The organism is Klebsiella sp. CN_Kp104 (genome assembly GCF_040064515.1).
Classification (GTDB): Bacteria; Pseudomonadota; Gammaproteobacteria; order Enterobacterales; family Enterobacteriaceae; genus Klebsiella; species Klebsiella aerogenes.
The window spans coordinates 95045-116160 of the sequence record NZ_JBEAII010000046.1 but is presented as its reverse complement, the minus strand read 5'-3'; the positions used below and the strand labels follow the sequence as shown (position 1 = coordinate 116160).

Below are 21116 nucleotides of genomic sequence, written 5' to 3'. Positions count from 1 at the left end.
CTTACCCCAGTAACGGTATTCTTGTGATGGCGAGTTGAACGATGAAGAACAACACCACCAGCGCCAGCAGAAAGGCGATGAACCGGGTCTGCTGGCGGCGCGGGCGACGTCGGCCCAACGCAATAAATCCTAATGCGATGTAAATGATAACGCCAAACAGCTTTTCAGTCAGCCATGCGCCATCTTCGGTAAACGGCAGATAGTGCGTAATCGCCATTAATCCCGCGCCGCTGAGAAACAGCAGCGTATCGCTACAATGCGGCGCGATACGCACCCAGCGCTGGTTGAGCATCGCGCTGCCGCTGTAGGTCCACCAGTAACGCAGCACGAAAAGCCCGACGGATGTCACCACGCAGGCAATATGCAAATAGAGTACTGCAGTAAATAAATTCATTCGCCGGCTTGCTCCTTGTGCGGCCAACGCCCGAGAGTCAGACGTTCGTTATCGCCATAATCGCGGCAGGTCTCGACATCGAGATAACCTGCTTCATTAAACAATGCGCGTACCGCCTCGCCCTGCTTCCAGCCATGCTCCAGTAGCATATAAGCGTTGGGTAACAAGTACTGACGCCCTTCACGGATGATATGCGCTAAATCGGCCAGCCCCTGGTCGGCGGCGACCAATGCCGTTCTCGGCTCAAAGCGGACATCGCCCTCGGCAAGATGCGGATCGGTTTCATCGATATAGGGGGGATTACTGACAATCATCGCGAACCTCTGCCCCTTGAGCGCGCTAAACCAGTCGCTCTGCAGCACGGTCACGTTGTTGAGAGCGAGATGAGCGGCATTGCGCGCGGCGAGCGCCGCGGCGTCAGGCATAAAATCAACGGCAGTGACCTCGCAGTCCGCCCGCTCGCTGGCCAACGCCAGGGCGATAGCGCCGGTGCCGGTGCCAAGATCCAGGATACGGCAGGCCGTCTGCGGCAAGCGTACCAGCGCCTGCTCGACCAGGCATTCGGTGTCGGGCCGCGGGATCAGCGTCGCCGGCGAGACAAACAGCGGCAGCGACCAGAACTCGCGCTGACCAACCAGATGAGCCACCGGCTCGCCGTTGGCGCGGCGCGCCAGCAATGCTTCCAGCTCCGCCAACTGTTCCGCCGTCAATACGGTTTCGTCAAAAGCGAGGATCCAGGTCCGCGCTTTGCCGGTGACGTACCCCAGTAAGATCTCGGCGTCGCGACGCGGGCTGTCGCTCGCGCCGAGCCGGGCTATTGCCTGAGTAAGCCACTGTCGAAAGGTCATCATTCCTGCTCGGAAAGCGCCGCCAGCTGGTCAGCCTGGAATTCCTGCACAATCGGTTCGATCAGCATATCCAGTTTGCCTTCCATGGTTTCATCCAGACGGTAAAGAGTCAGGTTGATACGGTGGTCGGTCACGCGCCCCTGTGGGAAGTTGTAGGTACGATTGCGGTCGCTGCGGTCGCCGCTGCCCAGCAGGTTACGGCGGGTAGACGCTTCCGCCTGCTGACGCTTGGCGACTTCGGCGGCGCGAATACGCGCACCCAGCACCGACAGCGCCTTGGCTTTGTTTTTATGCTGTGAACGTTCGTCCTGACACTCAACGACGATACCGGTCGGCAAGTGGGTAATACGGATAGCGGAGTCGGTGGTGTTGACGTGCTGACCGCCCGCGCCCGAGGAGCGGAAGGTATCAATACGCAGGTCCGCCGGGTTGATATCCGGCATTTCGGCTTCCGGCAGCTCCGGCATCACCGCCACGGTACAGGCGGAGGTGTGGATACGCCCCTGGGATTCGGTCGCCGGAACGCGCTGGACGCGATGGCCGCCGGATTCAAATTTCAGCCGCCCATAGACGCCGTCGCCGCTGATCTTGGCAATCACTTCTTTAAATCCGCCATGTTCGCCTTCGTTGGCGCTCATGATTTCGACCCGCCAGCGGCGGGCCTCGGCGTAGCGGGTGTACATGCGGAAGAGATCCCCGGCGAACAGCGCCGCTTCATCGCCGCCGGTGCCGGCGCGAACTTCGACAAAAGCGTTACGTTCATCGTCCGGATCTTTCGGCAGCAGCAGCACCTGCAGCTGTTGTTCCAGCGCTTCGCTTTTTTCTTTGGCATCGCGCAGCTCTTCCTGCGCCATTTCGCGCATTTCCGGATCGTCGAGCATCATCTGCGCGGTTTCGATATCGTCCTGCACCTGGCGCCAGTCGGTATAGCAGCGGGCAACATCGCCAAGCTGCGCATATTCGCGCGACAGCGCGCGGAAACGGTCCTGGTCGGCAATGGTGGCGGCGTCGCCAAGCAGCGCCTGAACTTCTTCATGGCGTTCGTACAGAGCTTCCAGTTTAGCAACAATAGAAGGCTTCATAGGCGTGAATTCACCCTGTCTTTAAATAGAGAAATGTGCGCTATTCCAGCCCGAGGCTGTTGCGCAGAATATGCAGGCGTTCATCATCCCCGTCACGGGCAGCCTGCTGAAGAGATTTGGTTGGAGCGTGGATCAGGCGGTTGGTCAGCTTACGGGCCAGATCTTGCATAATTTCCTGCGCATCGCCGCCCTGCTCCAGCGCGGCAAGCGCTTTCGCCGTCAGCTCCTCGCGAACCTGCTCGGATTGGGAACGATATTCGCGGATAGTCTCGCTGGCGCTTTGGGCGCGCAGCCAGGCCATAAATTCGCTGGTTTCCTGCTCGACGATCGATTCCGCCTGCACCGCCGCGGCCTTACGCTGCGCCAGATTGTGCTGAATGATATTTTGCAGGTCATCAACGCTGTACAGATAGGCGTTGGCCAGCTTGCCGACTTCCGGCTCGACGTCGCGGGGCACCGCGATATCCACCAGCAGCATCGGCTGATTGCGGCGCGCCTTCAGCGCGCGCTCGACCATCCCTTTGCCGATGATCGGCAGCGGGCTGGCGGTAGAACTGATAATTATATCGGCGTCTTTTAAGCGCTCGTCGATATCGCTGAGGGCGATAACTTCCGCGCCGACTTCATCCGCCAGCGCCTGGGCGCGTTCACGGGTGCGGTTGGCAATCACCATTTTGCGAACGTTATGTTCGCGCAGATGGCGGGCGACCAGTTCGATAGTTTCCCCCGCGCCAACCAGTAACACCGTGACGCTGGAGAGCGATTCAAAAATTTGCCGAGCCAGCGTACAGGCGGCGAAAGCAACGGAAACGGCGCTGGCGCCGATATCGGTTTCGGTCCGTACGCGCTTAGCCACCGAGAACGATTTCTGGAACATGCGCTCCAGTTCGCTGACGTTCAGATGGCCGCGGCTGGAATCCGCAAACGCTTTTTTCACCTGCCCGAGGATTTGCGGCTCGCCAAGCACGAGTGAATCCAGGCCGCTGGCGACACGCATCAGATGGCTGACGGCGTCGTTATCCTGATGCCAATAAAGACTTTTACGTAGGTCTTCTTCATTCAGGCCGTGGAAGTCACATAGCCAGCGGATCAGCGCTTCCTGCAGGTTGTCCTGCTCTTCAACGCTGAGATACAGCTCCGTGCGATTACAGGTAGATAACACTACCCCGCCCTGCACCATCGGCTGAGCCAATAAGCTCTCCAGCGCCTTGTCGAGCGTATCCGGCGAAAACGTTACGCGTTCTCGCAGCGCTACCGGAGCTGTTTTGTGGTTGATGCCAAGAGCTAAAAGGGTCATGGTGAGGGAATAGTACCAGCGTTGCTAAGGTTAGTCTGAGCGCATCATACAGGATGCGCGTACTCAATAAAAGAGACGCCCCCCTTTTGGAGTAATAGTCAGGGCTTAATAGCCACTAACGGTAATTTTTTGATTTCAGACAACTTGAACGTAGACGCTATCGGCCAGCGACGCTAGCATTAAGGGTTATTATTGCAACCCGCTACACAAATCGGTGTGCGAACCATCAGTCGCCGCATTTCACTGTAGACATCAAGGATTTGTCATCATTATGAATCGACTGTTCCGCCTGCTGCCGTTGGCAAGCCTCGTTCTGACCGCCTGTGCAATCAATACTCCGCCGCAAGGGCCCGGCAAAAGCCCGGACTCCCCGCAATGGCGCCAGCACCAGCAGGATGTCCGCAACCTTAACCAGTTCCAGACCCGCGGGGCGTTTGCCTATCTTTCCGATGAGCAGAAAGTGTATGCCCGTTTCTTCTGGCAACAAACCGGCCAGGACCGCTACCGCCTGCTGCTGACCAACCCGCTTGGCAGCACCGAACTGTCATTAACCGCGCAGCCGGGCGGCGTCCAATTAATTGACAACAAAGGCCAGACCTACAATGCCACCGATGCCGAAGAGATGATTGGCCGCCTGACCGGCATGCCGATCCCGCTTAACAGCCTGCGTCAGTGGATTATCGGCCTGCCGGGCGATGCAACCGACTATTCGCTGGATGACCAGTACCGCCTGCGCGAACTCAACTACACGCAGAACGGTAAAACCTGGCACGTGACCTACAGCGGCTACACCAGCGACACCAAACCCACCCTGCCGTCAAATATGGAACTCAACAACGGCAGCCAGCGCATCAAGCTGAAAATGGATAACTGGATTGTGAAATGATGAGTCGCTGGCCCGCCCCCGCAAAATTGAATCTGTTTTTGTATATCACCGGTCAACGCGCCGATGGTTATCACACGCTACAGACGTTGTTTCAGTTTCTCGACTATGGCGACACGCTGACCATTGAACCGCGCCGCGACGGCAAACTGCGGTTGTTAACGCCGGTCGCCGGCGTGCCGGATGAAGAGAACCTGATTATTCGCGCCGCCAGGCTACTGATGGCGGCGGCGGAGTCTCACGGTCAACTCCCCGCAGGCAGCGGCGCGGATATCAGCATCGACAAACGCCTGCCGATGGGCGGCGGCTTAGGCGGCGGCTCTTCTAACGCCGCGACGGTGCTGGTAGCCCTCAATCATCTGTGGGGCTGCGGGCTTAGCGAAGACCAGCTGGCGACGCTTGGGCTACAGCTCGGCGCCGATGTCCCGGTTTTCGTTCGCGGTCACGCGGCGTTTGCCGAAGGGGTTGGCGAGATTCTCACCCCGGTCGATCCGCCGGAAAAATGGTATCTGGTCGCCCACCCGGGCGTGAGTATCCCGACGCCGATCATTTTTCGCGATCCGGAGTTACCACGAAATACCCCGAGCAGGTCAATTAATACCTTACTAAACTGTGAATTCGGCAACGATTGCGAGGTTATCGCAAGAAAACGTTTTCGTGAGGTTGATGCAACGCTTTCCTGGCTGTTAGAATACGCGCCGTCGCGCCTGACTGGCACAGGAGCCTGTGTGTTTGCTGAATTTGACACCGAATCCGCCGCTCGTCAGGTGCTGGAAAAAGCCCCGGAATGGCTGCAAGGCTTTGTTGCGCGAGGAATAAATGTCTCGCCGCTGAAGCAAGCCCTACTGAAGTAATTCTGCTTTTTGCATGAATAACGGCAAGTTTGCCGGGCAAACAGAGTATCGGTGACAACGTCACCCTGTTCCAGACGTTGCATCGTGCTCTTTAATACACCGCCTGGATGAGATGGCGCCGGCCCGCACAGTTTAATGGCCCGTTTCATCCACCACTGGACGCATGCCTGAGGTTCTTCTCGTGCCTGATATGAAGCTTTTTGCTGGTAACGCCACCCCGGAACTAGCACAACGTATTGCCAACCGCCTGTACACTTCTCTTGGCGACGCCGCTGTAGGTCGTTTTAGCGACGGCGAAGTCAGCGTACAAATCAACGAAAACGTACGCGGTGGTGATATTTTCATCATCCAGTCCACTTGTGCTCCCACCAATGACAACCTGATGGAATTGGTTGTTATGGTTGATGCCCTGCGTCGCGCTTCTGCAGGTCGTATCACCGCTGTTATCCCTTACTTCGGCTATGCCCGCCAGGACCGTCGCGTACGTTCCGCTCGTGTGCCAATCACCGCTAAAGTCGTCGCTGACTTCCTGTCCAGTGTCGGCGTTGACCGCGTACTAACCGTTGACCTGCACGCTGAACAGATTCAGGGCTTCTTTGATGTTCCTGTTGATAACGTATTCGGTAGCCCAATTCTGCTCGAAGATATGCTGCAGCTGAATCTGGACAACCCGATCGTGGTTTCTCCGGACATCGGCGGCGTGGTTCGCGCTCGCGCTATCGCGAAGCTGCTGAACGATACCGACATGGCGATCATCGATAAACGCCGCCCGCGCGCTAACGTTTCTCAGGTGATGCATATCATCGGCGACGTCGCTGGCCGTGACTGCGTGATGGTTGATGACATGATCGATACCGGCGGTACCCTGTGTAAAGCAGCGGAAGCGCTGAAAGAACGCGGTGCGAAACGTGTCTTCGCCTACGCGACTCACCCGATCTTCTCCGGCAATGCTATCCAGAACATTAAAAACTCTGTGATTGATGAATTCGTCGTCTGCGATACCATTCCGCTGACGCCGGAAATCAAAGCGCTGGACAAAGTCCGCACCCTGACCCTGTCAGGTATGCTGGCCGAAGCGATTCGTCGTATCAGCAACGAAGAATCCATTTCCGCTATGTTCGAGCACTAATCGAGCCCAGCCGAAAAACCCGCTGCGGCGGGTTTTTTTGTCTCTGGTTCATATTTGTATGACTAATGCCTCCTTCACCTGCCATTCAGTTGACAGATGATGCGCTCATGGATGAAACATTATTGTGAATAGATTATTTTCCTCACATGTGATGCCTTTCCGCGCCCTCATCGACGCTTGCTGGAAAGAAAAATACACTGCATCGCGCTTTACCCGCGATCTCATCGCCGGGATAACCGTCGGGATCATCGCTATCCCGCTGGCGATGGCGTTAGCAATTGGCAGCGGCGTAGCGCCTCAATATGGACTCTACACCTCGGCGGTGGCGGGAATCGTCATCGCCCTGACCGGCGGTTCACGCTTTAGCGTTTCCGGCCCCACCGCGGCCTTCGTGGTGATCCTCTATCCGGTGTCACAACAGTTTGGCCTGGCCGGCTTGCTGGTGGCGACGCTAATGTCGGGTATCTTCTTAATCCTTTTCGGCCTCGCCCGCTTTGGCCGTCTGATTGAATATATCCCGCTTTCAGTCACCCTTGGCTTTACCTCCGGTATCGGCATCACCATCGGTACCATGCAAATTAAAGACTTCCTTGGTCTGCAGATGGCGCATGTCCCAGAGCACTATCTGCAGAAAGTCGGCGCGCTGGTGATGGCGCTGCCGACAATTAACGTTGGCGATGCCGCCATCGGTATCGTGACGCTGGGTATTCTGATTTTCTGGCCGCGTTTGGGCATCCGCCTGCCGGGGCACCTGCCGGCGCTGCTGGCGGGCTGTGCGGTGATGGGCATCGTTAATTTACTCGGCGGACATGTGGCGACCATCGGCTCGCAGTTCCACTATATCCTCGCCGATGGCAGCCAGGGCAACGGTATCCCGCAATTGCTGCCGCAGCTGGTGTTGCCGTGGGATATGCCGGGCTCGGAGTTCACCCTGAGCTGGTCGTCGCTGCGCGCGCTGCTGCCTGCCGCCTTCTCTATGGCGATGCTGGGCGCCATTGAATCACTGCTCTGCGCGGTGGTGCTCGATGGTATGACCGGCACCAAACACAAAGCGAATAGCGAGCTGGTCGGCCAGGGCCTGGGCAATATCATCGCGCCATTCTTTGGCGGCATTACCGCCACCGCGGCGATTGCTCGCTCCGCGGCTAACGTGCGCGCCGGCGCGACCTCGCCGATTTCCGCGGTGATCCATGCCCTGCTGGTGATCCTCGCGCTGCTAATCCTCGCCCCGCTGCTCTCGTGGCTGCCACTGTCGGCCATGGCTGCCCTGCTGCTGATGGTAGCGTGGAACATGAGCGAGGCGCATAAGGTGATTAACCTGCTACGCCACGGGCCAAAAGACGACATCGTTGTGCTGCTGATGTGCATGTCGCTGACCGTGCTGTTCGATATGGTCATCGCTATTAGCGTCGGTATCGTGCTGGCTTCGCTGCTGTTTATGCGCCGCATCGCGCGCATGACGCGACTGGCGCCGGTCAACGTTGAAGTGCCGGACGATGTACTGGTGCTACGGGTGATCGGCCCGCTGTTCTTCGCCGCGGCGGAAGGATTGTTCACCGATTTGGAAAGCCGGATTGCAGGCAAGCGCGTGGTGGTGCTGAAGTGGGATGCGGTGCCGGTGCTGGACGCCGGCGGTCTTGACGCTTTCTTGCGCTTTGTGAAGCGCCTGCCGGAAGGCTGCGAGCTGCGGGTATCGAACCTTGAGTTCCAGCCGCTGCGTACTTTAGCGCGCGCAGGCGTCCAGCCGATTCCGGGACGCCTGAGCTTCTACCCGGACCGTACCGCGGCGCTGGCGGATATTGAATTAACGCAATAAAAGAGAGGCTCGCCGGAAGGGAGATCCGGCGAGCTGAATTCAGTTAGCTGTGACGATGCTGGTCGCGACGGCAGCGTTTATCGTAGTGGCGTACCCACCAATAGCGGTCGGAGACTCTTTCATGACCGCCAACGCGAGCGCCCGCCAGCCACAAAACGGCGCCGACGAAAATACTCAACACCGCGCCATGAGCAAAGAATTGCGGCAGGTTAAATTGTGGAAGCTGGTTTAAAATAGAGTAACCAACGCCGACCACCATCACAACCAACCCTAAACCCATCAGTATGTTACCGAGTAACGAAGCGTTTCTGCGTTTCATATGTCACCTCCGGACCTTGGGCTACATGGGAATATCCCCAAAATTTATAGGTTAAGTATAGACAATAGGGATATGAGTGATTGCGTGAGTGATCACATTCGGGAACATCTGATCAACAAAAGTTTACAAATAAGCCACTGAACAACATCAAATTCTAATGGTTCAAAGTGGAAATTATCAGCAACGGTAGCGTTTCGCTGGCAGAATTTTGTCAAGCGCCGACGCAGGCAGTACACTACGCGGCAAAGTACGCCTATGCAGGAATAAAAAGTGACGATAAAACTGATTGTCGGCCTGGCTAACCCCGGAGCGGAATACGCGGCAACGCGCCATAACGCCGGCGCCTGGTACGTAGATTTACTGGCTGAGCGCCACCGCGCGCCGCTGCGAGAAGAGAGCAAATTCTTCGGCTATACCTCGCGCCTGAGCCTGGCGGGGGAAGACGTGCGCCTGCTGGTGCCGACCACCTTTATGAATCTCAGCGGCAAAGCGGTGGCCGCGATGGCTACCTTTTACCGTATTAATCCGGATGAAATTCTGGTCGCCCACGACGAGCTCGATTTACCCCCCGGCGTCGCTAAATTCAAACTTGGCGGCGGACACGGCGGTCATAATGGCCTGAAGGACATTATCAGCAAGCTGGGTAATAACCCAAACTTTCACCGCTTACGCGTCGGAATTGGCCATCCGGGCGATAAAAATAAAGTTGTCGGCTTTGTGCTGGGTAAACCACCGGCCAGCGAACAGAAGCTAATTGACGAAGCGGTTGATGAAGCGGCGCGCTGTACCGAGATGTGGCTGAAAGACGGTTTAACCAAAGCAACCAACCGTTTACACGCCTTTAAAGCGCAATAAGCGTCCGACGTGCGGAATTTTTGCCGCACACCGTGTATAATAGGCGAAGCTATTTACTTTTCTACAGTCTGTTATTCATAACAGACTGATTATCCAAAGATTAAGGTGATTTAAATCATGGGATTCAAATGCGGTATCGTCGGTTTGCCCAACGTCGGCAAATCCACCCTGTTCAATGCGCTCACCAAAGCAGGTATTGAAGCGGCCAACTTCCCGTTCTGTACCATTGAGCCGAACACCGGTGTCGTACCGATGCCCGATCCGCGTCTGGACAAACTGGCTGAGATCGTCAAGCCGCAGCGTATCCTGCCGACGACCATGGAATTCGTTGATATTGCCGGTCTGGTTAAAGGCGCGTCCAAAGGCGAAGGCCTGGGTAACCAGTTCCTGACCAATATTCGTGAAACCGAAGCCATCGGCCACGTAGTGCGTTGCTTTGAAAATGACAACATTATCCACGTCGCGGGTAAAGTCGATCCGGCGGAAGATATTGACGTTATCAACACCGAGCTGGCGCTGTCCGACCTCGACACCTGCGAACGCGCCATTCACCGCGTGTCCAAGAAGGCCAAAGGCGGCGATAAAGACGCTAAGGTTGAACTGGCCGCGCTGGAAAAATGCCTGCCGCAGCTGGAAAAAGCAGGCATGCTGCGCGCGCTGGATCTAAGCAAAGAAGAGAAAGAAGCGATCCGCTATCTGAGCTTCCTGACCCTGAAGCCGACCATGTACATCGCCAACGTTAACGAAGACGGTTTTGAAAACAACCCGTATCTCGACCAGGTTCGCGCTATCGCTGAGCAAGAAGGTTCCGTGGTGGTTCCGGTTTGCGCCGCCGTTGAATCCGACATTGCCGAGCTGGACGACGAAGAGCGTGACGAGTTCATGGCCGAGTTGGGCCTTGAAGAGCCGGGCCTGAACCGCGTGATCCGCGCAGGCTACGCTCTGCTGAACCTGCAGACCTACTTCACCGCTGGCGTGAAAGAAGTTCGCGCATGGACCATTCCGGTTGGCGCTACCGCGCCACAGGCTGCCGGTAAAATCCACACCGACTTCGAAAAAGGCTTTATCCGCGCCCAGACCATCGCCTATGAAGATTTCATTGCTTATAAAGGTGAACAAGGCGCGAAAGAAGCCGGTAAAATGCGTGCGGAAGGGAAAGACTACATCGTTAAAGATGGCGACGTGATGAACTTCTTGTTCAACGTCTAATCCCGGACGATAAAATCCGCGCTCCGGCGCGGATTTTTCATTCTATGAGGCGGCCGTTGTTGATTCCCGGTCAATCTCTTCTGGCCAGTGTATATTTTTAAATGGCGTCCAGCTAAGCGGAATTTCCGTCTTCAGCGGTTTATCCGACACGGCCTTGCCCTGCATATATTGACAGCAGTGGCTCCATAGCCCGTAAATCATTTTTATATCGCCCACCGTCCAGCTAAGAATAAATCGGTCGACAACCTCGTCTGTTCCTGGTTTACAGACTGCACAATACAAGCGGTGGCCATAATCTGCGCGTCCGGCCATAAATATCCTTTCGCCACGAATATCTGCCCAGTTGAACACCTTAATGGTTGTTGGCCAACGCTTCCATGGCCAGACGCTACGCTGATGCTCATAGACATACACCTTCTGGCGTTTACGATTAAAACGGACAGGAGCACCACGAGGAACGAATAATAATGTTCGAAAACAAAACAGTGGGAATGAGATACATATAAAAAAATATATTAAATTGCCAAATAAATCATATATAAAGCCTAAGCTAATAGTCATAGCAAAAAAATTGCAAAGGGGTATAAGTGAAATAATTGCAAAAAACCATAGCCCTCCCCATCCGTGATTTTCGTAACGCGGGATCTCCATCCATACATCATTAATTTCATTTACCCGAATCAACCGGGGATAGTAACGCTGTTCTTCCGTTGGTTCGGATAGATCTTCATCCCAGTATTTTGCCTGCGGGATTAAACGGGATTTTTTCATGACTAATTCACCATTATAGAGTCAACTTTTTCTGGCATCGCTTTTCCAGGTAACCGCACTTTCAGGTATATTCTTTCGTTTTCCCTCAGTAAACCATACTCTGGAGTTTTGCCGTATTCTGTCTGCAGTTATTGACATTTTATCAAAACCAATCGACGCTGGAATTAACAATACCAGTGGCAATAGATAAACTCAGAAACAATAACGAAGAGGAATATATCCATGTAAATTTCAAATAATTTATATGAGTCGTCACACTAATAGTTTCGTCAATAAATATTAGTAGGACTAATAAAACACCGCAAATAAACCATCGTAGTTTTAACATTACTTATCGGCAAAGTAAAATCATCCGTCAACATTTCACACTATAGCAATTTGCATCATTGCTTCTCAACTCGATAATAATGAAGTATCCCGGATAACAAATCTACGCCGAAGCATAGATTTGTTTTATAGTCTTATCTACTATATTTTGACTTATCTGAATGGCGCATCTAACGGAATTTCTGCGTCAGGCTCATGGGTAATTCGGTTACGCAGATCGCGGCGGATCATCTCAATTGCCCAGAACCAAAAAATATGGCCAAGCAGTTCGGAAATATATTCATCAGCCGGAATGTTTAATAACGACGGCGTAAGTCCTAATAGCGGAAATGAAATCCAGTGTACCGCAATGGTGGCGACAATCCCGGCCCACACTCCCTGCCATAATTTAACTTTTGGGAATATCTCCGCCACCACGCAATAGCCAATCGCGAACACCAGCGAAAAGATGATATGCGTGACCATTACCGGGTTGATGATATGCTCAGAGAAGGTGTAGACGGTATGTGTAGGGTCAATGCCAAGATAGTCGCGTAAAAAGAGATAAGGAGGATTAAATTCATCACGCCCACCGGAAAATGTTCGCGGCGGCAGAGGTACTTCCGCCCCCCACTTAACGAATGCCGACATAATTCCGGCAATAACCCCAACTAATAATGCGACGCCATAGCGACGCCGACCTGGTGCAGTTTGTACAAAAAAATCCTTAATTGCCATAAATCCCTCGCCATGAATAATATTGTTACAGCATTGCAATATTCTTTAAGTCTGCGCGGGTATGGCTTGATCAAGATCACTTTTTTTGTTCAAAAGATAAACAAAGCTAATATTTTTATGTCATCGCGGAGCATCAATTAATGCCCCGCGTGGCATTCTTTTAATCACGCCAACCCATTGCCGGTGCAACGTGCTTCAGAATAGACTCAATCACGTGAGCGTTATAATCCACGCCCAGCTGATTCGGCACCGTCAGCAATAAAGTATCCGCTTCTGCGAGCGCCTCATCCTGTTTCAGTTGCTCGATGAGCTTATCGGGTTCAGCGGCATAGCTGCGGCCGAAAATGGCGCGGGTTTTCTCATCAAGAAAACCAATACTGTCGCTGTTATCCCGGCTGGAGCCAAAATACATCCGGTCGCGATCGTCCATCAGGGCAAAAATACTCCGACTGACCGATACCCGCGGCGTACGCGTGTGCCCCGCCTCCGTCCAGGCCTGACGATAAGCGCGGATCTGTTTCGCCTGTTGGATATGGAATGGTTCGCCCGTCTCATCATCTTTAAGCGTCGAGCTCTGCAGGTTCATACCGAGCTTCGCCGCCCACATCGCCGTGGCATTAGAGCCAGCGCCCCACCAGATACGCTCACGTAGTCCGGCGGAGTACGGCTCGAGACGCAGCAATCCCGGCGGGTTGGGGAACATCGGTTGCGGGTTGGGTTTAGCGAAACCTTCGCCGCGCAGCACGTCCAACAGCACCTCAGTGTGGCGCCGCGCCATGTCAGCGTCGGACTCGCCATCCTGCGGTTGAAAACCGAAATGACGCCAGCCATCAATCACCTGTTCCGGCGAGCCCCGGCTGATGCCAAGCTGTAAACGCCCACCGGCTATCAAATCTGCAGCGCCGGCATCCTCCGCCATATATAGCGGGTTTTCGTAGCGCATGTCGATAACGCCGGTGCCAATCTCAATCTTTTTAGTTTTCGCGCCGATAGCGGCCAGCAGCGGGAACGGTGAACTGAGCTGGCGGGCGAAATGGTGAACCCGAAAATAGGCGCCGTCCGCGCCTAACTCTTCGGCGGCAACGGCCAGATCGATGGATTGTAAAAGCGTGTCGGCAGCGGAACGGGTCGCCGACTGCGACGATGGCGTCCAGTGGCCAAATGACAAAAATCCAATCTTTTTCATGAGGATAGCCCCTGATTTCGGCAAAACATTCAGCAGACGCGGAGATAACGTTCCGCGTCTGCTTGTGGTTCTCCTACTCTACCCCTTAGCCAAAATGTATAAATGGCGTTTATTTAACAGAATGGTTCAAATAAATTGACCAAATATAACGAGAGTTATTTCTGCATCAGCGCAAAAACGCCCCAACCGAAATATTCCCGGGTATAAGTGACGTGGCGAAGCGGTGCGGCATCGAGCTCCGCACGTACCTCAACCGCAAATTCATCATCGGGATTCGCCCGCAGCCAACGGCGCATCGTTAGCCATTTAGCGGCTTCATAACGGTCCCACCCTTCGCGGTCAGCCAGCACCATCTCAACAATGTCATAGCCCAGTTCGCCAAAAGTGGCGACCAGCGCTGGAAGCGGCAACAAATCGGCCACCGCAGAAACGCCGCAGGCGCGCGCTTGTTCTTCTGTGGCGGGTACCTTACGCCACCAGGGTTCCCCGATAAGTAGCATACCGCCAGGCTTAAGGCTGCGGGCTAACTGCGCCACGGTTCCAGCGACGCCGCCGGCAATCCACGTCGCGCCGATACAGGCCGCTACATCGTATTGCCGTTCGGCAACGTAACCTGCCGCATCGCTATGGAGAAAAGTGACGCGATCGCTAACGCCAAGCGCTGCGGCGCGTTGTTTAGCCTGCGCGGTAAACAATGGGCTCATATCAATGCCCAGACCGCCGATAGCATGGTCCCGCGCCCAGGTGCAGAGCATTTCTCCAGAACCGCTGCCAAGGTCGAGGATTTGCGCCCCTGCCTGCAGGCGAAGTACGCGGCCAAGCGTGGCATATTTTTCCGCCGTGAAGGGGTTATGGATACGATGTTCACTTTCGCTGATGGTAAAGATACGTGGGATATCGATAGTTGTGGTCATGTCACTCTCCTTAGCGGTTATCCGGCTGGGCGCGAACGTTATTCAGCCCGCTGGTGTTGATGCGGTACGGTTGGCCGTTAACGGATTTAATCAGTTTTTTAGTGCGGAGTTTTTTGAAGACGGCGAGCGTACAGTCGCTGAGCAGTAGGCCTTCGCGGCTATAGCACTCCACGGCGATGACGCGGCCTGAGGTATCGCGAATGTGCGCAATACGTCCGCCTTTCGCGAGAACGTGTAAGGTACGTTGTTCCTGACGGGATAAATTCATACTGGAAAACCTGTTTAATCATCATGTGCAAAACGTGCAAACACGCAGCGGTGTCCGCATTCGATTTCAGCGCAGTGATAACCAGCCCGGCCTGAAAGGTCGGCAAACTGATTATCAGATGATTACATTCTCCAGCATCAAAGCCTCGGTAGAGTTGAAAGGTATTTACCGGCTGGATGATAACATCCAGTGACAGAAAGGATATTTATAAACGGGAAAATTGTGATCGGTATCTGAAATTGCGCCCCCGCCCCATGACGAAAGGCGCACAATGAATGGCAGCAACGCATTGCTCCTGATTACCACATCAAATCATCAGGTACTTTAAAGTCAGCGTACGGATCGTCTTCGTCCTCTGCTTCCTGGCTCAGGGCGCTGTTCAACACAATACTCTCGGCGTCGCGCTGGGCGATTTTATCCGCCACGCTGGCAGGGATAATCGCGTATTCATATTTACCGTTATTATCAACAGCGAGACGGGCAATCGCCAGACGGCCGCTAATGAGCTGCGCCTGGGTGGTTTTATCCACATCAATGTTTTTGATGAGATTATTATCCGTAAAGTTAAAAGCGATATGGCCTTTCGCAATCGTGATTCGGTTCATTTCGATCAGCTGCTTAACCTGCGCTTTATACTCTTTTGCTAAAGCCGCTTGCTTTTGCTGCTCGCTGAGCTGCTTGTCGCGCTCAAGCTGGGCTTTTTTGTTTTCCTCAACGGCCTCGCGGGCTTCACGCGCCTGCACACGTGACTTTTTCGCCGTTCTCTGAACCTTAGCCATCTTTTTACTGGTGACCAGACCCGCTTTCAGCATCTGCTCTTGTAAGGTAAGTTTTGTCATCGTCGTTTCTACAATCGTTTGAATTATGATTCGGATACGGAAAATCAGGGTCAGACTTTAAGGAGCTTCACCGTGGCGTCGATGTCGATTTCATCTTCAGAGAAGATGAGCGTGGTGCCCTGAAAGGTAGTGATCGCCAGCTTTTTCAGCGTACGCATTTCACCCGGCTTCACGCTCGCTTTGGGCTTGATGCTGTTCATCAGCAGCCCCACGGAGAGCACCGCATTTTCCTTGTCGATACGCGTATCTGCCGGCACTTCCTCACTGTAGACCAGGTAAGACTTGATCGATGTCAGCTTCAGGCGCTCACCGGCAATATACAGATGTTTGCTTTCCGGGATGACCTTCACCGCGTAAGCCGATAGACCTTTATTATTGGTCGTAGGTTCAAACGTGACCGCCGCATCTTTCTTAATCAGTTCCGGATTGGCGACCTTAATCACGTGAAAATAGCGGTTATCACCATTTTCATCTTTGATAAATCCGAAACCTTTATCTTTAAACCACGTTGTGATCGTACCGTTCATCGCCATTACCGCCTGATTAATCGTTTATCTACTCAATTTTGCAGCGCGCAGTTTAAAGCACAATGCCAGCGTAGACCATGCCTTTGCTCTAAGTGTTGCCCGATATCGGCAATTGATCCTGGCTTTTGCCGAAAATTTGATTCATTAATGAATACGGTTCATTCAGGAGAATGCATGATGCCTAATCTACCCTCCATTGCGTTGCTAGGTCCTGGCGCTATTGGCACGACCATTGCCGCCGTACTGCATGAAGCGGGCCGCAAACCGGTGCTCTGCGGGCGCACCGCGCATCAACGGTTGGTTTTGCGCCACGAAGACGGCGAAACGATCATTCCAGGACCAGTATTGACCGATCCGCATACGCTGGAACACCCGATTGAGCTGCTGTTTGTGGCGGTGAAAACCACCCAGGTAGCGGATTGCGCGGGCTGGCTTACCGCGCTGTGCGATAAAAACACGGTGGTATGCGCACTACAGAACGGTGTCGAACAGGAAAGCCTGCTTAAACCCTATGTTAACGGTGCAAAGGTGTTGCCTTCGGTCGTCTGGTTTCCGGCACAACGTGAGGCGGATGCTTCGGTATGGTTACGCGCCAAACCGCGCCTGACGCTACCCGATACGCCGCAAGGGCAGAAGATAGCCGAGGTTCTCGACGGTACCCGCTGCACGGTTGAGTTGACGGCAGATTTCACATCGGTCGCCTGGCGGAAACTGCTGCAAAACGCCGTCGCGGGCCTGATGGTACTGGCAAATCGTCGCGCCGGGATGTTTTCGCGCCAGGACATCACCGGGCTGGCGCTGGCCTATCTACACGAGTGTCTGGCGGTGGCCCGCGCCGCAGGGGCGGTACTCGCCGATAGCGTGCCGCAGGAAATTGTTGAAGGGTTTCATCAGGCGCCGGCGGATTTAAGCACCTCAATACTTGCCGACCGTCAGGCCAATCGTCCGCTGGAATGGGACATCCGCAACGGAGTCATACAGCGCTATGGCCGAACGCTGGGCGTTGCCACCCCCATCAGCGATGTCGTCGTGCCGCTGCTGGCGGCTGGAAGCAAGGGGCCTGGCTAAGATTGCTTCAAAAAAATTACCGTATTTGTTATAGTGTTACTCACTGATTATTTACCTCTGCGGTGCCAAAAAGAACAAGATTCACCGCAACCCAGGACAAGAAAATGCTAGATTACCGCTTCCCGACAGCTTTGCAGATGGTTCTCAGCGTAGCGATGGCGGAGCAATTGGGTGAACGTTCGACGAGTGCGATCCTGGCCTACGGCCTGGAAGCCAACCCGAGCTTTATCCGTAAACTCATGGTTCCGCTCACCCGCGACGGCATCATCGTCTCCACACTTGGCCGCAACGGCTCTATTCATCTTGGCCGTCCTGCCGATCAAATCACGCTGCGTGATATCTATCTTTCCGTTATTGAAGATAAAAAACTGTGGGCGTCTCGCCCTGAGGTCCCGGCTCGCTGCGTAATCAGCGCCAACGCCTGCTGGTACTTTAAGTCCGTAGCCGATGAAGCCGAGCAGGCGTCGCTCGCGGTGTTAGCTCGCCATACCGTGGCAAGCGCCCTGGAAGAGGTCAAAAAAGCCGATACCAGCGGCTGCGACCCGCTGCCTGAGCTGACTGCCCGCTATAAAGAAGCGCATTAACTTTTCTTGTTGCGAAAAAAAACCGCCTTAAACGAAAAGGCGGTTTTTTGTTATTAGCAGCGACCTACTCAGGCAGGACGTCCCTAACCGGTTTGCCGCGCGTCACCAGTTTTCGCAGCGTCACGTAAAACACCGGCGTCAGGAACAGCCCAAACAGCGTCACGCCGAGCATACCGGAGAACACCGTGATCCCGGTGACGCCGCGCACTTCCGCCCCCGCGCCGTGGCCAAGAATCAGCGGAATCGTCCCGGCAATAAAGGCAATCGAGGTCATGATAATCGGGCGTAAGCGCAGACGACAGGCTTCCAGCGCCGCTTCCATAATCCCTTTGCCCTGAATTTCCAGTTCGCGGGCAAACTCGACAATCAGAATCGCGTTTTTACAGGCCAGCCCCATCAGCACTACCAGCCCCACCTGCACAAATACGTTATTGTCGCCGCCGGTCAGCCAGACGCCAAACAGCGCGGAGAGCATGGTCATCGGGACGATAAGGATCACCGCCAGCGGTAGCGTCCAGCTTTCATATAGCGCCGCCAGCACCAGGAACGCCAACAATACCGCGACCGGGAAGACGATCAGCGCCGTATTGCCCTGCGTGGCCTGCTGGAAGCTGAGATCCGTCCACTCAATATTCATCCCATTCGGCAGTATCTGCTTAGACATGCCCGCCAGCTGCGTCATCGCCTGCGTGGACGAGAGCACGCGGGGATCGGCATCGCCAATCAAATCCGCCGCCGGATAACCATTGTAGCGAATCACCGGATCCGGCCCGTAGGTGGTATTAATATTCACCATACTGCCAATTGGCACCATTTCGCCCTGATTATTGCGGGTGCGTAAATTAGCAATATCTTCCACGCTGTCGCGGAACGGCCCGTCAGCCTGCGCCATTACGCGCCAGGTACGCCCAAACTGGTTAAAGTCATTCACATACGATGACCCCAGATAAGTTTGCAGCGTCCCGAAAAGGTCGGTCAACGACACGCCCTGCGCTTTCGCTTTATCTCGATCGACCTGCACATCCAGCTGCGGCACGTTCGCCTGATAGGTCGAGATCGGGAAATGCATCCCCGGCGTCTGCATAATCGAACCCGACATCGCGTTCACCGCGTTTTGCAACGCGCCATAACCCAGACCGGCGCGATCCTGAATATACAGTGAATAGCCGGAACCCTGACCCAGTCCTAAAATCGGCGGCGGCAGAATCGAGAAACCAAAGCCCTGCTGAATTTGCGCGATTTTGGCGTTAATCTCGGCATTAATTTCCGCAGCGGTGTGTTTTCGCTGATCGAACGGTTTCAGACCAAAAAAGACCGTCCCGGTATTCGGCGTATTGGTGAACTGCAGCGCATTAAGCCCCGGAAACGCCACCGCATAATCTACGCCTTCGGTATTCATACCGATTTCGCTCATTTTGCGGATTACGGCGTCGGTGCGCGCCAGTGAAGAGCCTTCGGGCATTTTCACACCGCCAATTAAATACAGTTTATCCTGCGTCGGAATAAACCCGCCGGGTACGACTTTAAACATCACGCCAGCGGCGCAGAGCAGCAGGACGTAGACCACAAACACCGCGCCGCGTCGCCCGAGCGTTTTGCCTACCAGCCCCTGATAGCCGTTTGAGCTACGATGGAAAAAACGGTTAAACGGACGGAAAATCCAGCCGAACAAGCGATCGATAAGCCGGGTCGGGAAGTCTTTCGCTGCGCCGTGCGGTTTTAACAGCAGCGCAGCCAGCGCTGGCGAGAGCGTCAGGGAGTTGATGGCGGAGATCACCGTCGATATCGCAATCGTCACCGCAAACTGCTTATAAAACTGCCCCGTTACCCCGGAGAGGAACGCCATCGGCACAAACACCGCGCACAACACCAGCGCGATAGCGATAATCGGCCCGGAGACTTCGCGCATCGCCTGATGCGCCGCCGCTAGTGGCGCCAGCCCCTCTTCGATGTTTCGTTCAACGTTTTCCACCACCACGATGGCATCATCCACGACGATACCGATCGCCAGTACCAACCCGAACAGACTCAGGGTATTCAGCGAAAAGCCCAGCAGATAAAGAATGCTGAAGGTACCCACCACCGATACCGGCACCGCGATAAGCGGAATAATCGACGCACGCCACGTCTGCAGGAACAAAATCACCACCAGCACCACCAACACCACCGCTTCCAGCAGCGTTTGCACCACCGCGCGAATCGAATCACGCACAAACACGGTCGGATCGTACGGCGCCGCCCATTTCATATCTTCCGGGAAACGGGTGGAGAGTTCGTTCATTTTCGCGCGTACGGCGTTAGACAAATCGATAGCATTCGCCCCCGGCGACTGGAAAATACCAATCCCGACCGCGTCTTTATTGTTAAGCTGGGAACGTAGCGCATAGCTACCCGAGCCCATTTCGATACGCGCCACGTCGCGCAGGCGCACCAGCGAACCGTCTTGCGCCGTTTTCAGAATAATATTGCCAAACTCTTCTTCCGTATGCAGACGCCCCTGGGCGTTAATAGAGATCAAAAAATCGCTCTCTTTCGGCAGCGGCTCGGCGCCCAGCTGTCCGGCGGAAACCTGAACGTTTTGCTCCTGCATCGCCGTCACCACATCCGATGCGGTTAACCCGCGCGCCGCAACCTTATTGGGATCCAGCCAGATGCGCATCGCATATTCACCCGAGCCAAAAATCTGGATCTGCCCGACGCCTGGCAAACGCGCGAGTTCATCTTTTACTTTCAACGTGGCGTAGTTACGCATATACAGTGAATCGTACTTACCGCCGGGTGAAAACAGATGCACCACCAGCGTCAGCGTTGGCGATTGCTTCTGGGTGGTGATGCCTAAACGGCGCACATCTTCCGGGAGACGCGCCTCGGCCTGCGAGACCCGGTTTTGCACCTGAACCTGCGCCTGATCGGGGTCGGTTCCCGGACGGAAAGTGACGGTAGTGACCAATACGCCGTCAGAGCCTGCGACGGACTTCATGTACATCATATTTTCGACGCCGTTGATGGCTTCTTCCAATGGCGTCGCCACGGTTTCGGCGATCACTTTCGGGTTGGCGCCGGGATATTCCGCCCGCACCTGCACGCTAGGCGGTACGACATCAGGATATTCGCTGACCGGCAACAGCGGAATGGCGATCAAGCCGGTGATAAAAATCAGAATCGACAGCACGGCGGCAAAAATCGGCCTGTCGATAAAAAAGCGGGAAAAGTCCATATGGCGGATTCT

Annotated in this window: 21 protein-coding genes; 8 read left to right on the top strand and 13 right to left on the bottom strand. The window is 54.7% G+C overall.

The window, feature by feature from the left end; genetic code table 11:
* Position 1: 1 nt before the first annotated feature.
* Genes sirB2 through hemA form a run of 4 tightly spaced genes read right to left on the bottom strand, consistent with a single transcriptional unit; the run spans position 2 to position 3621 of the window.
* Positions 2 to 394 (bottom strand): invasion regulator SirB2, encoded by a 393-nt coding sequence (gene sirB2, locus ABLU80_RS24440; RefSeq protein ID WP_015367107.1) that lies wholly within the window; start codon positions 392 to 394, stop codon positions 2 to 4.
* Positions 391 to 1242: a peptide chain release factor N(5)-glutamine methyltransferase gene (gene prmC / locus ABLU80_RS24435; RefSeq protein ID WP_015705084.1), complete on the bottom strand. Its 852-nt coding sequence runs from the start codon at positions 1240 to 1242 to the stop codon at positions 391 to 393. The genes sirB2 and prmC overlap by 4 nt, the downstream gene beginning before the upstream one ends.
* On the bottom strand, positions 1242 to 2324 hold the full coding sequence (prfA, locus tag ABLU80_RS24430; protein ID WP_015367109.1) for a peptide chain release factor 1: 1083 nt from the start codon (positions 2322 to 2324) through the stop codon (positions 1242 to 1244). The genes prmC and prfA overlap by 1 nt, the downstream gene beginning before the upstream one ends.
* A 40-nt stretch (positions 2325 to 2364) precedes the next feature.
* Positions 2365 to 3621 carry a glutamyl-tRNA reductase gene (gene hemA / locus ABLU80_RS24425; RefSeq protein ID WP_015367110.1) on the bottom strand — a complete coding sequence of 419 codons (1257 nt, stop codon included), beginning with the start codon at positions 3619 to 3621 and terminating at the stop codon, positions 2365 to 2367.
* A 271-nt stretch (positions 3622 to 3892) separates the two neighbouring features.
* Between hemA and lolB the strand changes: the two genes are divergently transcribed.
* From lolB to dauA, 4 genes are all read left to right on the top strand, one after another.
* Complete coding sequence (lolB, locus tag ABLU80_RS24420; RefSeq protein WP_015705083.1) at positions 3893 to 4507, top strand: lipoprotein insertase outer membrane protein LolB; 615 nt, start codon at positions 3893 to 3895, stop codon at positions 4505 to 4507.
* A complete protein-coding gene (gene ispE / locus ABLU80_RS24415) occupies positions 4507 to 5358 on the top strand; it encodes a 4-(cytidine 5'-diphospho)-2-C-methyl-D-erythritol kinase (protein ID WP_015367112.1) in 852 nt (283 codons plus the stop codon). Before lolB ends, ispE begins: the two co-directional genes overlap by 1 nt.
* Before the next feature lie 181 nt (positions 5359 to 5539).
* Positions 5540 to 6487: a ribose-phosphate diphosphokinase gene (gene prs, locus ABLU80_RS24410; protein ID WP_015367113.1), complete on the top strand. Its 948-nt coding sequence runs from the start codon at positions 5540 to 5542 to the stop codon at positions 6485 to 6487.
* A 124-nt stretch (positions 6488 to 6611) separates the two neighbouring features.
* A complete protein-coding gene (gene dauA / locus ABLU80_RS24405; protein ID WP_026612348.1) occupies positions 6612 to 8303 on the top strand; it encodes a C4-dicarboxylic acid transporter DauA in 1692 nt (563 codons plus the stop codon).
* Between the two features lie 43 nt (positions 8304 to 8346).
* On the opposite strand, the gene ychH is transcribed toward dauA, so the two are convergent.
* Entirely contained in the window at positions 8347 to 8622 is a 276-nt protein-coding gene (gene ychH, locus ABLU80_RS24400; RefSeq protein ID WP_015367115.1) for a stress-induced protein YchH, read from the bottom strand.
* 270 nt (positions 8623 to 8892) lie between these two features.
* On the opposite strand from ychH, the gene pth reads away from it, so the two are divergent.
* Positions 8893 to 9477 (top strand): aminoacyl-tRNA hydrolase, encoded by a 585-nt coding sequence (gene pth, locus ABLU80_RS24395; protein ID WP_063446713.1) that lies wholly within the window; start codon positions 8893 to 8895, stop codon positions 9475 to 9477.
* Positions 9478 to 9594: 117 nt separating this feature from the next.
* A complete protein-coding gene (gene ychF, locus ABLU80_RS24390; RefSeq protein WP_015705079.1) occupies positions 9595 to 10686 on the top strand; it encodes a redox-regulated ATPase YchF in 1092 nt (363 codons plus the stop codon).
* A gap of 42 nt (positions 10687 to 10728) precedes the next feature.
* Here the strand turns inward: ychF and ABLU80_RS24385 are convergent, their stop codons facing one another.
* The 7 genes from ABLU80_RS24385 to ABLU80_RS24355 form a co-directional block, all read right to left on the bottom strand.
* On the bottom strand, positions 10729 to 11457 hold the full coding sequence (locus tag ABLU80_RS24385; RefSeq protein WP_063446714.1) for a DUF6708 domain-containing protein: 729 nt from the start codon (positions 11455 to 11457) through the stop codon (positions 10729 to 10731).
* 480 nt (positions 11458 to 11937) lie between these two features.
* A complete protein-coding gene (locus ABLU80_RS24380; protein ID WP_015367118.1) occupies positions 11938 to 12501 on the bottom strand; it encodes a DUF1440 domain-containing protein in 564 nt (187 codons plus the stop codon).
* A 160-nt stretch (positions 12502 to 12661) separates the two neighbouring features.
* On the bottom strand, positions 12662 to 13687 hold the full coding sequence (locus tag ABLU80_RS24375) for an LLM class flavin-dependent oxidoreductase (protein WP_045410867.1): 1026 nt from the start codon (positions 13685 to 13687) through the stop codon (positions 12662 to 12664).
* Between the two features lie 155 nt (positions 13688 to 13842).
* Complete coding sequence (locus ABLU80_RS24370; protein WP_063445825.1) at positions 13843 to 14601, bottom strand: class I SAM-dependent methyltransferase; 759 nt, start codon at positions 14599 to 14601, stop codon at positions 13843 to 13845.
* 10 nt (positions 14602 to 14611) lie between these two features.
* Positions 14612 to 14869 carry a YjhX family toxin gene (locus ABLU80_RS24365; RefSeq protein WP_015705074.1) on the bottom strand — a complete coding sequence of 86 codons (258 nt, stop codon included), beginning with the start codon at positions 14867 to 14869 and terminating at the stop codon, positions 14612 to 14614.
* A 299-nt stretch (positions 14870 to 15168) separates the two neighbouring features.
* Positions 15169 to 15708 (bottom strand): DUF2058 domain-containing protein, encoded by a 540-nt coding sequence (locus tag ABLU80_RS24360; protein WP_015367123.1) that lies wholly within the window; start codon positions 15706 to 15708, stop codon positions 15169 to 15171.
* A gap of 50 nt (positions 15709 to 15758) precedes the next feature.
* On the bottom strand, positions 15759 to 16241 hold the full coding sequence (locus tag ABLU80_RS24355; RefSeq protein WP_020079125.1) for a cold shock domain-containing protein: 483 nt from the start codon (positions 16239 to 16241) through the stop codon (positions 15759 to 15761).
* A gap of 171 nt (positions 16242 to 16412) precedes the next feature.
* On the opposite strand from ABLU80_RS24355, the gene ABLU80_RS24350 reads away from it, so the two are divergent.
* Together ABLU80_RS24350 and ABLU80_RS24345 are read left to right on the top strand one after the other, a co-directional pair.
* Positions 16413 to 17303 carry an oxidoreductase gene (locus tag ABLU80_RS24350; protein ID WP_348850558.1) on the top strand — a complete coding sequence of 297 codons (891 nt, stop codon included), beginning with the start codon at positions 16413 to 16415 and terminating at the stop codon, positions 17301 to 17303.
* 104 nt (positions 17304 to 17407) lie between these two features.
* A complete protein-coding gene (locus ABLU80_RS24345) occupies positions 17408 to 17887 on the top strand; it encodes an Rrf2 family transcriptional regulator (protein ID WP_077203256.1) in 480 nt (159 codons plus the stop codon).
* Between the two features lie 64 nt (positions 17888 to 17951).
* Here the strand turns inward: ABLU80_RS24345 and oqxB are convergent, their stop codons facing one another.
* Positions 17952 to 21104 (bottom strand): multidrug efflux RND transporter permease subunit OqxB, encoded by a 3153-nt coding sequence (oqxB, locus tag ABLU80_RS24340; RefSeq protein ID WP_047465826.1) that lies wholly within the window; start codon positions 21102 to 21104, stop codon positions 17952 to 17954.
* Positions 21105 to 21116 lie beyond the last annotated feature (12 nt).